This window comes from Curtobacterium sp. MCBA15_013 (assembly GCF_001865095.1).
Taxonomy (GTDB): domain Bacteria; phylum Actinomycetota; class Actinomycetes; order Actinomycetales; family Microbacteriaceae; genus Curtobacterium.
On the sequence record NZ_MJGQ01000010.1, the window covers coordinates 53,196 to 64,900 of the forward strand.

At 72.9% G+C, this 11,705-nt stretch carries 13 protein-coding genes; 7 read left to right on the forward strand and 6 right to left on the reverse strand.

The window, feature by feature from the left end; translation table 11 throughout:
* Positions 1-37 precede the first annotated feature (37 nt).
* Genes BIV01_RS07570 through BIV01_RS07580 form a run of 3 tightly spaced genes read left to right on the forward strand, consistent with a single transcriptional unit; the run spans position 38 to position 3,735 of the window.
* Positions 38-3,202, forward strand: coding sequence for a GH92 family glycosyl hydrolase (locus BIV01_RS07570; RefSeq protein ID WP_254791797.1), 3,165 nt, complete (start codon positions 38-40; stop codon positions 3,200-3,202).
* A 34-nt stretch (positions 3,203-3,236) separates the two neighbouring features.
* On the forward strand, positions 3,237-3,467 hold the full coding sequence (locus BIV01_RS07575; RefSeq protein ID WP_071302434.1) for a hypothetical protein: 231 nt from the start codon (positions 3,237-3,239) through the stop codon (positions 3,465-3,467).
* 46 nt (positions 3,468-3,513) lie between these two features.
* Positions 3,514-3,735 carry a hypothetical protein gene (locus BIV01_RS07580; RefSeq protein ID WP_139199257.1) on the forward strand — a complete coding sequence of 74 codons (222 nt, stop codon included), beginning with the start codon at positions 3,514-3,516 and terminating at the stop codon, positions 3,733-3,735.
* Positions 3,736-3,828: 93 nt separating this feature from the next.
* On the opposite strand, the gene BIV01_RS07585 is transcribed toward BIV01_RS07580, so the two are convergent.
* The 4 genes from BIV01_RS07585 to BIV01_RS07600 form a co-directional block, all read right to left on the reverse strand.
* A complete protein-coding gene (locus BIV01_RS07585) occupies positions 3,829-4,341 on the reverse strand; it encodes a GNAT family N-acetyltransferase (protein WP_071302502.1) in 513 nt (170 codons plus the stop codon).
* A gap of 23 nt (positions 4,342-4,364) precedes the next feature.
* Positions 4,365-5,303, reverse strand: a complete 939-nt coding sequence (locus BIV01_RS07590; protein WP_139199258.1) for an aldo/keto reductase — start codon at positions 5,301-5,303, stop codon at positions 4,365-4,367.
* A gap of 126 nt (positions 5,304-5,429) precedes the next feature.
* A complete protein-coding gene (locus BIV01_RS07595) occupies positions 5,430-6,041 on the reverse strand; it encodes a CG0192-related protein (protein ID WP_071302436.1) in 612 nt (203 codons plus the stop codon).
* 18 nt (positions 6,042-6,059) lie between these two features.
* Positions 6,060-6,815 carry an SDR family NAD(P)-dependent oxidoreductase gene (locus tag BIV01_RS07600; protein WP_071302437.1) on the reverse strand — a complete coding sequence of 252 codons (756 nt, stop codon included), beginning with the start codon at positions 6,813-6,815 and terminating at the stop codon, positions 6,060-6,062.
* Positions 6,816-6,850: 35 nt separating this feature from the next.
* On the opposite strand from BIV01_RS07600, the gene BIV01_RS07605 reads away from it, so the two are divergent.
* Positions 6,851-7,660 carry a putative RNA methyltransferase gene (locus tag BIV01_RS07605; protein ID WP_139199259.1) on the forward strand — a complete coding sequence of 270 codons (810 nt, stop codon included), beginning with the start codon at positions 6,851-6,853 and terminating at the stop codon, positions 7,658-7,660.
* Positions 7,661-7,667: 7 nt separating this feature from the next.
* Here the strand turns inward: BIV01_RS07605 and BIV01_RS07610 are convergent, their stop codons facing one another.
* Entirely contained in the window at positions 7,668-8,171 is a 504-nt protein-coding gene (locus BIV01_RS07610; protein WP_071302438.1) for a hypothetical protein, read from the reverse strand.
* A gap of 107 nt (positions 8,172-8,278) precedes the next feature.
* Positions 8,279-8,698 (reverse strand): VOC family protein, encoded by a 420-nt coding sequence (locus BIV01_RS07615; RefSeq protein ID WP_071302439.1) that lies wholly within the window; start codon positions 8,696-8,698, stop codon positions 8,279-8,281.
* 61 nt (positions 8,699-8,759) lie between these two features.
* Between BIV01_RS07615 and BIV01_RS07620 the strand changes: the two genes are divergently transcribed.
* From BIV01_RS07620 to kdpA, 3 genes are all read left to right on the forward strand, one after another.
* Positions 8,760-9,704 carry a helix-turn-helix transcriptional regulator gene (locus tag BIV01_RS07620; protein WP_071302440.1) on the forward strand — a complete coding sequence of 315 codons (945 nt, stop codon included), beginning with the start codon at positions 8,760-8,762 and terminating at the stop codon, positions 9,702-9,704.
* A 226-nt stretch (positions 9,705-9,930) separates the two neighbouring features.
* Positions 9,931-10,020, forward strand: a complete 90-nt coding sequence (kdpF, locus tag BIV01_RS07625; RefSeq protein WP_071302441.1) for a K(+)-transporting ATPase subunit F — start codon at positions 9,931-9,933, stop codon at positions 10,018-10,020.
* Complete coding sequence (gene kdpA / locus BIV01_RS07630) at positions 10,020-11,705, forward strand: potassium-transporting ATPase subunit KdpA (RefSeq protein ID WP_071302442.1); 1,686 nt, start codon at positions 10,020-10,022, stop codon at positions 11,703-11,705. Before kdpF ends, kdpA begins: the two co-directional genes overlap by 1 nt.

An 11,705-nucleotide genomic window follows, 5' to 3' on the forward strand; every position in this document is an offset into this window, starting at 1 on the left:
GTTTTCCTCCAGACGGTGGACCAAATACGCTGGGCCGGTGCGAGAACTGCAACGGAGCGGTGGCCCGACGACGGCCGTCGCCGCGCGGAACGGTGTCGGCTTCGGTTCGGCGGAGGGCTGGCTGGTCGAACGACCCGCGGGTGAGCACGTCGTCGCCGCGGTCGTCCCCGGGTTCGCCGGTCGGACGATCGAGTCGGGTGACGAACTCTCGTGGGTGTGGTTCCCGGAGCGCGTGCTGCCGGACGGTGCGACGGAACCCACCGAGGACGACCTGCCGCACTTCTGGGACGCGACCGCGTTCGCGCTCGACGTGGTCTGCACCGACGGCACGCGGCTGAGCGACGCGGCGCGCGACCAGTACGGCGACGCGCTCACGCCCGAGGCGCAGGACGCAGCGCGCAAGCAGTGGGTCGACCAGTGGAACCGTCGGGCGGTGGACCTCACCCCGCTCGCAGGCCGGGTCGTCGACCGCCTGGAGGCGCGGCTCGGCTCCGCCCCGCACCCCACGACCGCAGACGGGTCGCGCCCGCACCTCCGCGGCTGGCTCGACGCCGTCCGCATCGGTCCCGCGCGCCCCACCCCGCGCACCCCGCTCGACCACGTCCGCACGACCCGCGGCACGCAGGCGTCCTCGCGGTTCTCCCGCGGCAACAACGCCCCGCTGGTCGGCATCCCGCACGGCGGGGTCTTCGGCCTGCCCATGACGGACGCCTCGAGCAACCGCTGGCCGTACGCCTACCAGGAGCACGACCGCACCGACGCGACCGGCCGGGTCCGCCCGGCGATCCAGGCCTTCGCGACGAGCCACATCCCGTCACCGTGGATGGGGGACCGGGGTGTCTTCCAGGTCATGCCCTCCCCGCTCGACACCCCCGATCCCGACCGGGCCGCGCGCGCCCTCGGCTTCGACCACGACGACGAGCAGGACGGCCCGCACCGCTACCGGGTCGACCTCGACGAGGGCGTCACGGCCGAGATGACCGCGGGGGAGTTCGCCCTCGGCTTCCGGTTCACCGGCACCCGGAGCATCGTGCTCGACCACCACGGCCGGGTCTCGGACGTCTCGGTGACGGTCACGGACGGCACCGCCGTGGTCGAGGCCCTGCTCGACGACCGTCCGGGCACCCCGCCCCACTTCGTGCACGTCCGGGTCCCCAGGGTGACCGCCGACCACACCACCGTCGGCGAGCAGCAGCTCCGCGGCTGGTTGTCGCTGTCCGACCAGCCCGAGGGCACCGACGTGCTGCTCGGGATCTCCACGGTCTCGTTCGAGGACGCCCGCGCGAACCTCGACGCCGCCGGCCCGTTCGACACCATGCGCGCCCGTGCCGAGCATCTCTGGACGGACGAGCTCGCCACGCTCTCCGTCGAGGGCGCGACCCCCGACCAGCTGACGAGCCTGTACTCGGGGCTCTACCGCCTGTTCCTCTACCCGAACCGTGCCGGCGAGACCGCGCGCGACGGGGTCCCCCGGCACCGCTCCCCGTACGGCTCCGTGCAGGCCGAGCCGATCCGCGACGAGCCCGGACCCGAGGTCGTCGACGGGCCGTTCACCACGACGAACGGCTTCTGGGACACCTACCGGACCGCCTGGCCGCTCCTCGCCCTGCTCACCCCGGAGACGGCGGGCGACCTCGCGCAGGGCTTCGTCGAGCACCACCACGACGGTGGGTGGACGCCCCGGTGGAGTGCCCCCGGCGCCGAGGACTGCATGACCGGCACCACGAGCGACACCGTCTTCTCGGACCTCGCGGTGAAGGGCGTCACCGGGTTCGACCTCGCGCAGGCGTACCGCAGCGCACTGCGGAACGCGACCGTCCCGCCGCGCGACGAGCGTGTCGGACGCAAGGGGAGCCTCCCGGGTGCCTTCCGCGGCCACGTCGACACCGCGACCCACGAGGGGATGAGCTGGACCCTCGACGCGGCCATCAACGACTGGGGCCTCGCCGTCATGGCGGGCCTGCTCGCCTCGCGTGCCCGGACACCCGCCGACCTCGCGCGCTACGAAGCCGAGTCGGAGTGGTTCGCCCGTCGGTCCCTGCAGTACCGGAACGTGTTCGATTCCGAACGGGGCTTCTTCATCGGGCGCGACCCCGACGGCTCGTGGCGGGTCGGCACCGAGTTCGACCCGCGGGACTGGGGCGACGACTACACCGAGACGAACGCGTGGGGGACCGCCTTCACCGCTCCGCACGACGGCGCCGGCGTCGTCGACCTGCACGGCGGCCCGTCCCGCTTCGACGCCGCGCTCGACGCGTTCTTCACCACCCCGGAGACCGGCGCGACCGTCCGCTCCGGCTCGTACGGCTTCCCGATCCACGAGATGACCGAGGCCCGCGACGTGCGGATGGGGATGCTCGGACTCTCCAACCAGCCCGCGCACCACATCCCGTTCTTCCCGATGTTCACCGGGCGGCACGACGAGGCGCACCGCATCGTCCGCGAGGCGCTGCACCGGCTCTTCGTCGGGTCCGACCTCGGGCAGGGGTACCCCGGCGACGAGGACAACGGCGAGATGAGCGCCTGGTACGTCTTCGCGACGATCGGCCTCTACCCGCTGGCGCCGTCCACGGGCACCTACGTCCTCGTGCCGCCGTCGGTCCGCAGGACGGTGCTGCAGCAGCCGGGAGGCACGCCCACCGTCATCGAGGTCGCCGACGGCTCCGAGGGCGCGTACGTCGCGTCGGTGACGGTCGACGGCTCACCCTGGACGTCGGTGAGCATCCCCCACTCGGTGGTGGTGTCGGCGTCGCGGATCGTGTTCACGCTGTCGCCCGAGCCGCAGGGCTGGGCATCGGACACCCGCCCGGTGTCCGCGTCCGACGTGCACGGGTACCGGGACGCCCCCGTCGACGTGCTGCCGGTCGGCCTGTCGTCCGCCGACCTCCCGTCGCCCGCCTCGTCGCTCGTCGACGACACCGGGCGGACGGTCACGGCGCTCGCCGCGGGGACCTCGGTGTCGTTCGACGTCCCCGACGTCCCGACCTCGCTCTACACGGTCACCGCGGCGGAACCCGGGGTCCACTCGTGGGAGGCCGCGCTCGGGGACACCCGCGTCGCCGTGCAGGACGCGGTGTTCGACTGGGCCGGGCAGACCCGGGTGTTCCGGTTGCAGGGCTCCGGGACGGCCTTCACGTTCACGACCGTCTCCGACCTGCCGCTCACCCAGCTCGAGCTGATCGCGGCGGACGGACAGCGTTGACCCGCCGTTCACCGGGCGGGGGCATGCTCGGCCCATGTCGATGAGCACACCCTTCGATCCCGAACAGGACGGCCGCTCGATCCCCGTGGACGGCTCCGACGAGGACGAACTGCAGATCGAGGAGGACCGCGGCGCCGACGTCGGCGAGGACTCCGCCGACCCGAGCGTCTCGCCGGTCCGTCACGACGACGAGGACGAGGCCGGCGGCGGCCCGGCGTTCCGGCGTCCGCAGGCCGGCGACCGCCTGCACCCGGACGATCTCTGACGCGTTTCCAGGGCGATTGCCAAGCGGACCGGGCATGCTCGGGCGCATGTCGATCGCGAACTCGTGGGACCCGTCCGGTGGCCGTGCCATCCCCGAGGACCAGGTGAAGGAAGACGGCCTCGAGCTCGACGAGGAGTCGGCCGCCGAGCTCGGCATCACGTTCGACGTCGTCGGCGGAGCGTCGGCCGACCCCGCGGGGGTGTCGCCGGTGGACGTGGCGGTCCCGAGCGCCCCCACCCGCGCCGACGCCGACGCCGACGCCGACTGAGGCGTACCGGGTCGAATCGCGCATACCTGATCAGGAGTTCTGACCAGGTATGCGCGAAACGTCCTTGCATCGCGAGCGTTCTGGGAAAGAACCTCAGCGCACGCGGTACTTGAACCCGACGTGCGAGCCCGTGAACCCCAGCCGCTCGTAGAACCGGTGCGCGTCCGTCCGGTCCGCGTCCGAGGTCAACTGCACGAGCGGCGTCCCGAGTTCCCGGGCGGCGACGTCGACCACCCACCGCATCACCGCGCTGCCGATCCCGCCCGAGCGCACGGCACTGCTCACCCGGACCGCCTCGACGAGCAGCCGGGCGGATCCACGCCGGGCCATCCCGGGGATCCGCGTGAGCTGCAGCGTGCCGACGACGACGTCCCGCTCGTCCGTCACGACGAGGAGCGCGTTCGCCGGGTCCTCGACGATCGCCCGGAGCGCGGCGGCGTACAGCGGCTCGTCCTCCGGCGCGGCGACGTCCCCGCGTGCGGCACTGATCGGGTCGTCCGACAGCAGCGCCATCAGGGCGTCGAGGTCGTCGGGCGAGGCGTCCCGGACGGTGACCGGGCCGGAGCGGGCGACGAGGCGGACGGGCAGGGTGAGGTCGTGGAGCACGGGTCCCACCCTGCCCGATCCGCTCAGGGGACGGTGTGCCCCGCGGCGGTGAACACGCGGTACCACTCCTCGCGCGAGAGCACGACGTCCGACCCGGCGGCCGAGTCCCGGACGCGCTGCGGGTTCGTCGTGCCGAGGACGACCTGGAAGTGCGCCGGGTGGCGGGTGATCCACGCCACGGCGATGCCCGTCGGGGTGACCCCGTGCGCGGCCGCGAGCTCCTCGAGCACGTCGTTCAGCTCGGCGTAGTGCTCACGGTCGCCGAGGAAGACGCCGTCGAAGAAGCCCTTCTGGAACGGCGACCAGGCCTGCAGCGTGATGTCGTTGCTGCGCGAGTGGTTGAGGATGTCGTTGTCGCGGTCGATCGACTGGTCGAGGCCGCCCATGTTCGCCGTGACGCCCTGCGCGATGACGTTCGCGTGCGTGATGCTCAGCTGCACCTGGTTGAACGCGAGCGGCTGCCGCACCGAGCGGCGCAGCAGGTCGACCTGCCCCGGCGTGTGGTTCGAGACGCCGAAGTGGTGGACCTTGCCGGCGGCGTGCAGCTCGTCGAAGGCCTTCGCGACCTCTTCCGGCTCGACGAGGGCGTCGGGACGGTGCAGCAGGAGGACGTCGATGTGGTCGGTCTGCAGTGCCGTGAGGGACTCGTGCACGGACTCGATGATGTGCTCGTACGAGAAGTCGAAGTACGCGCCGTTCGGGGTCGGGCGGATGCCGACCTTGGTCTGCAGCACGATCTCGGCGCGCTCGGCGGGGGAGAGGGTGACGGCCGAGCCGAAGCGCTCCTCGCAGCCGTGCCACCCGCCGTACACCGCGGCGTGGTCGAACATGGTCACGCCCGCGTCGCGCGAGGCGCGGTAGAGCGCGCGGATGTCATCGTCGCTCATGTCGTTGATCCGCATCAGGCCGACGACGACGTCGGAGGCGGTGAGGTCCGTCTGTGGCAACTCCAGTGTCTTCACGCCCTCGATCCTGCCATCGGCGTGCCCGGGCAGGCAGGCCCTGTCCGTACCGGCATCGGTGCGAGCGACGGAAGGGAGGCGCGGCTCGGCCCCGCCGCGGCCGTCGCGGCCGTCCGGTGGTCCGGTTCAGGGCACCAGGACCGCGAGCACGCCGGTCCCGTCGGCCCAGCTGCCGGTGAGCGGGCGACCAGCGGGCAGCTCCGCCCCGACGGCACGGGCGACGACGAGCGTCCCGTGGTCGGTCGCGACGGAGGTCAGGGCGCCGGAGGTCTGCGCGTCCACGGTCGTCACGGCGGGGGAGTCGGCGTCGGACCCGCTGCCCGATGCCGTCCCCTCGGCGTCCCACGCCCCGGATCCGTCGGCGCGCTCGAGGGTGGCCTCGTGCCCGCCCGTGGCGATCGCCCGGCGCAGGACGTCGGCGTACACCGGGTCGCCCACGGCGTCGTAGACCCAGCGTCGTCCGAGCACGGAGTGGTCCATCTCGGTCACGAGGAAGGCCTCGGCACCGTCGAGCGGTGCGCCGCGGTAGGTCAGCGGTGCCTGGAGCACCCGGCCGTCCGTGGTGCGCACGAGCACCGTCTCGACGCCGACCTCGCCCGCGGGGTCGTCGAACCGGAACTTCCCCGCGATCGCGAGGTCGTCGCCGGCGGACACCTCGCTCCAGGGCTGGTCCGGCAGCCAGGCGGCGAGCGCCTCGAGCTTCGACGGGCGGAGTTCTGCGCGGTGGATGACGGCCATGCCCCGACCGTACCGGGGTCAGTGCACGGAGAACCCGCCGTCGACCGCGATCGACTGCCCCGTGACGTACGCCGAACCGGGGCCGGCGAGGAACACCGCGGCGGCGGCGAAGTCCGTGGCGAGTCCATTCCGCCCGACCAGGGTCCGTGCCGCGAGGGCGGCGACGGTCGCGGGGTCGGCACTGAGCCGTTCGTTGAGCGGGGTCCGGACGAAACCGGGGACGAGGACGTTGGAGGTGACCCCGTGCCCGGACCAGGCCTCTGCCTGGGACCGGGCCAGTCCCTCCAGACCCGCCTTCGAGACCCCGTACGCCCCGCTGGCGGCGAAGGGTCGGTGTGCCTGCTGGGAGCTGATGCCGATGATGCGGCCGTACCCGCGGGCCGCCATGCCGGGCGCGAGCCGCTGCCCGAGCACGAACGGCGCGTCGAGGTTCACGGCCATCGTGGCGTCCCAGGTGTCCTCGTCGAGGTCGGCCATGGGCGGCCGCAGGTTGATCCCCGCGGAGTTGACGAGCACGTCGACATCGCCCGCAGTGTCGGCGAGGGCGTGGGCTCCGGCGCGCGAGGACAGGTCCGCGACGATGCCGTCGGCCGAGCCACCCGCCTGCCGGATCGCAGCGACGGTGGCGTCGATGGTCGCCGCGGTCCGGGCCGCGACGAGCACGTGCGCGCCGGCGTCCGCGAGGGCGGTGGCGATCGCTCGCCCGATGCCGGAACTGCCTCCCGTCACCAGGGCGGTGCGTCCGTCGAGGCCGAAGAGCTGCTGCAGCGACATCCGGCCAGGCTAGCGAGGCCCCGTACGCTGGGCCGGTGCGTGACGACCTGCTGCCGATGCTCGCCTGCCCCGTCTGCGCCGAGCCCCTCGGCCGTGTCGACGGCGGCCAGGTCGGCTGCGCCACGGGCCACCGGTTCGACGAGGCCAAGCAGGGGCACCTCACGCTGCTCCCCGCGAAGCGTCGTGCGCTGACGGCGGACACCCCGGAGATGGTCGACGCCCGGCTGCGCTTCCTGGGGCGCAGGCACTACGCGCCGGTCGAACGGGCCGTGGCCCGGGCGGTCGCGTCCGTGGACGTGCCCGGTGTCGTCCTCGACGTCGGGTCCGGGCCGGGAACGTACCTCGCGCACGCGCTCGAGGCCGTCTCACGGCTCGGGGTCGCACTCGACCTGTCCGCGGTCGCGATCCGACGGGCCGCTCGCATCCACGAGCGTGCGGGGGCCGTCGTCGGGGACGTGACCGAGCGCCTCCCGGTCGTCGACGGCGCAGCCGCGGTCGTGCTGGACGTCTTCGCGCCACGCAACCAGACGGAGTACGCCCGCGTGCTGCACCCCGACGGCCTCCTCGTGGTGGTGACCCCGCGCACCGGACACCTGGCGGAGCTGGCCGAGGCGACGATCACGGTGGACCCCGAGAAGGAACGGCGGCTGCACGACTCCCTCACGCCCGCGTTCGCGCAGCGTTCGGCCGAGGACCTCACGTGGACGATGGAGCTGTCCGCCGAGGACGTCCACGACGTGGTGCACATGGGGCCGAGCCACCACCACGTCGACCCGGGGCAGGTGTTCGCGCCGACGAGCGTCACCGCTGCCGTGACGGTCAGCACGTGGAGTCCCGCGCGCTGACCGCCCGTCACCGCGCCTGTCGCCGGGCGGTGTGGGCTCGCCCACGTGCACGATCGACCGCGATCCCGGTCCGGGCGAGCAGGAGCACGGCGCCGACACCACCCGCGCCGATCGGGGTCACGAACAGGCCGAGGTCCGTCCCCGGCAGCCGCCACCAGTCGATCGACCACGCGGCGACGACCGCGAACGCCAGCAGCAGTCCGGCTCGCCACCACCAGCGACCCGGCAGCCGTCCGACGCCGAGCGTGGACAGCACCAGGAGCGCCCAGCACCCCTCCGGCGCGAAGGACCGTGGGTCGTTCGTCCCGCAGGTGGACACGGCGCACTCCCACCGGACCTGGTCGGCCACGCCCGCGTACCAGCGGAACAGCAGCACGGCCGCGACGAGGGCGAGGAGCGCCACCGGCGGGCCGGCCCAGCGCCACACCCGGCCGAACCGGGAGCGGCGTCGACGCGCGGCCACCCACCCGTCGCCGAGCTCGTAGCCGGGCATCGGACGGAACTCGGGCATGCCGGCACGCTACCGGCGGTCGGATTTCGTGGGGAAGTGGCTCGGAAACGTCACGGCGTGCGGCCCGGGGGTCGCCCGGGCCGCACGGCGGCGCTGATCGGTCGGCGCTACTCGGTCGGCGCCGCGACGTCGAGCGCCCAGATCACGCCGAAGCGGTCGCGGAGCTGCCCGGCCAGCGGCGCCCAGGCCGACGGACCGAGCGGCTGCCGGATCTCGGCCCCCTCGGACAGCGCCGCCCAGTACCGCTCGAGCTCGGCCGCGTCGTCACCGTGCACGTACACGTAGAAGGCGTTCGTGCCCTGGTCGTACGGCTGCCCCGGCCAGACGTCGAAGGCCATCACGCGCAGCCCGGCGTCGGTGGCGACCTGACCCCAGACGATGCGGTCGGCCCAGTCCGGCTCGTCCGAGGCGCCCATCGCGCCGTAGGTCATGGACGCGACCTCGCCGCCGAAGACCGAGGCGTAGAAGTCGAGGGCCGCGCGGGCCTGTCCGTCGAAGTTGAGGTGCGTTGTCGTTTCGATGCTCATGGGACCAGCATCCCGGGCATTGCGGTCAGATCCTGTCCGCTTCTCCACCGATACTGGAGGCATGTCCGGACCGTCCTCGCGCATGCTCGCGCTGCTCTCGCTGCTGCAGGTGCACCGGGACTGGCCCGGCGACGAGCTCGCCGGACGGCTCGAGGTCAGCCCGCGCACGCTCCGCCGCGACGTCGACCGGCTCCGCGGCCTCGGCTACCGCGTGGAGGCACTGCGCGGCCCGGCCGGCGGGTACCGGCTGGCAGCGGGTGCGGACCTGCCCCCGCTGCTGTTCGACGACGACCAGGCGGTCGCGATCGCCATCGCGCTCGCCGTGGCACCCGCGTCCGGTGCGGACATCGCCGAACCGGCCGCCCGGGCGCTCGTGACGGTGCGGCAGGTGATGCCCGCGCGTCTGCGCACACGGGTGGACGCGATCGACGCGGTCACGTCGGCCGGTCGCACCCCCGTCGACCCGGAGGTCCTCATCGCGGTGAGCGAGGCCGTCCACCTCGGCGAGGTCCTCCGCTTCGGGTACGGCCCCGACGAGACGCCCCACCGGGTCGAGCCGCACGCGGTGGTCGCCCGGAACGGCCGCTGGTACCTGCTCGACTGGGACCTCGACCGCGCAGACTGGCGCACCCACCGCGTCGACCGCATCACCCCGCGGATGCGGACGCGCGTGCCGTTCACGACACGGCCCGTGCCCGGTGGCGATCCGGCAGCGTTCGTGGCCGCGCGGTTCAAGGGGTCCCACCGCGAGGACGTCTGGCCCTGCACCGGCACCGCCGTCCTCGAGGTGCCGGCCGAGACCGTCGCGCCGTACCTCCCCGACGACGCCGTGCTCGAGCCGCTCGGCCCGGACCGGTGCCGTCTCACGCGCGGCTCCTGGTCGTGGGAGGGCCTCGCGGCGGCGTTCGCCGGTGCCACCGCGGACTTCACCGTCGAGGGGCCCGACGAACTCCGTGCGGCGACGGCCGTGCTCGCCGAGCGGCTGGGGCGAGCGAGCGAACGTTAGTGACGCGCATGCGTGTGTCAGGACTGCGTTAGGGAACCGTCAGGACGGCCCAGGAGGCGCGGCTGCGGATCCAGCATCGGTTCGGCACCACACGTGGTGCCGTCCGCGTCGCCCGGCGCGGACCCCGTGAACCTCTGGAGTCCCTCGTGTTCGACGTCTTCGTCGTCGCCGGTGTCCTCGCCGTGTTCGGCGTGGTGGCACTCATCGCCAAGGCGGTGGAACGGCTGTGATCGTCATCGCCATCGCCGCCGCCGTCCTCGGCGTCGCCTCGCTCGTGTACCTCGTCTGGGCCCTCGTGCGCCCGGAGAAGTTCTGATGAGCACCGCGGACACGTCGGCCGGGATCGTCCAGGTCGCCACCCTCGTGCTGCTGCTCGTCGTCGCCTACCGGCCGCTCGGCGACTGGATGGCGCGGGTGTTCACGCCGACACGGCACAGCCGGATCGAGCGCGGGGTCTACCGGGTGATCGGCGTCGACCCCGACGCTGAGCAGTCGTGGCCCGCGTACCTGCGCGGCGTGCTGCTCTTCAGTGCCGTGGGGCTGCTGCTCGTGTACCTCCTGCAGCGCATCCAGGTCGTGCTGCCCGGCGACCTCGGGCTGCCGAACGTCGGTCCGTCGCTCGCGTTCAACACGGCGGCGTCGTTCGTCGCGAACACGAACTGGCAGTCGTACTCGCCGGAGGTCACCGTCGGGTACACGGTGCAGATGGCCGGCCTCGCGGTGCAGAACTTCCTCTCCGCGGCGGTCGGGCTCGCCGTCGCCGTGGCGCTCGTCCGCGGCTTCGCCCGTCGACGCTCCGGCACGCTCGGCAACGTCTGGGTGGACGTCGTCCGCGGTCTCGGCCGGCTCCTGCTGCCGGGTGCGTTCGTGTTCGCGATCGTGCTCGTCGCCGGTGGTGTCATCCAGTCGTGGGGGAGCGGCACCGACGTCACGACCCTGGTCGGCGGGACGCAGCACATCCCGGACGGGTTCGTCGCCTCGCAGGAGGCCATCAAGGAACTCGGCACGAACGGTGGCGGCTACTTCAACGCGAACTCGGCGCACCCGTTCGAGAACCCGCAGGCGTGGACGAACCTCGTCGAGGTCTTCCTCATGCTCGTCATCCCGTTCTCGCTGCCGCGCACGTTCGGCCGCATGGTGGACGACGACCGTCAGGGCTACGCGATCCTCGCCGTGATGGGCGCGATCTTCCTCGTCTCGCTCTCGGTGATGTCGATCGCCGAGCTCGGCGGCGGCGGCAGCGCGACCCACGCCGCCGGGGCCGCCATGGAGGGCAAGGAGGTGCGGTTCGGCATCCTCGGCACGACGCTCTTCGGGACGACCTCGACCGCGACGTCGACCGGCGCGGTGAACGGCATGTTCGACAGCTTCACGCCGATCGGCGGGATGATGGCGCTCGTCAACATGATGCTCGGCGAGGTCACCCCCGGCGGCGTCGGCTCCGGGCTGTACGGGATGCTCGTGCTCGCGGTCATCACCGTGTTCATCGGCGGGCTGCTCGTCGGTCGGACCCCCGAGTACCTCGGCAAGAAGATCCGGGCCCGCGAGATGACCTTCGCGTCGCTCTACATCCTCGTCACCCCGACCCTGGTGCTCCTCGGCACCGGCCTGTCCCTGGTGCTCCCGGGCGTCCGCGAGCAGGTCGTCGGCACGTCGATCTTCAACCCGGGCAACCACGGCCTGTCCGAGCTCCTCTACGCCTTCACCTCGGGCGCGAACAACAACGGCTCGGCGTTCGGCGGCCTGACGGCGAACACGACGTGGATGAACTCCGCGCTCGGCGTCGTGATGCTGCTCGGCCGGTTCGTCCCGATGGTGTTCGTGCTGGCGCTCGCCGGGTCCCTCGCGACCCAGGACCGGGTGCCGGAGACCGTCGGCACGCTGCCCACGCACCGGCCGCTGTTCATCGTCCTGCTCGGCGGCGTCGCCGTCGTCGTGACCGCACTCACCTACTTCCCGGTGCTCGCACTGGGACCGCTCGCAGAAGCCCTCGCCCGATGA

Excerpts from the sequence above, each read along its gene's own strand:
- BIV01_RS07575 (WP_071302434.1), top strand. The coding sequence starts at position 3,237 with ATGTCGATGAGCACACCCTTCGATCCCGAACAGGACGGCCGCTCGATC.
- BIV01_RS07580 (WP_139199257.1), top strand. The coding sequence starts at position 3,514 with ATGTCGATCGCGAACTCGTGGGACCCGTCCGGTGGCCGTGCCATCCCC.
- BIV01_RS07595 (WP_071302436.1), bottom strand. The coding sequence starts at position 6,041 with ATGGCCGTCATCCACCGCGCAGAACTCCGCCCGTCGAAGCTCGAGGCG.
- BIV01_RS07600 (WP_071302437.1), bottom strand. The coding sequence starts at position 6,815 with ATGTCGCTGCAGCAGCTCTTCGGCCTCGACGGACGCACCGCCCTGGTG.
- BIV01_RS07610 (WP_071302438.1), bottom strand. The coding sequence starts at position 8,171 with ATGCCCGAGTTCCGTCCGATGCCCGGCTACGAGCTCGGCGACGGGTGG.
- BIV01_RS07615 (WP_071302439.1), bottom strand. The coding sequence starts at position 8,698 with ATGAGCATCGAAACGACAACGCACCTCAACTTCGACGGACAGGCCCGC.
- BIV01_RS07620 (WP_071302440.1), top strand. The coding sequence starts at position 8,760 with ATGTCCGGACCGTCCTCGCGCATGCTCGCGCTGCTCTCGCTGCTGCAG.
- kdpA (WP_071302442.1), top strand. The coding sequence starts at position 10,020 with ATGAGCACCGCGGACACGTCGGCCGGGATCGTCCAGGTCGCCACCCTC.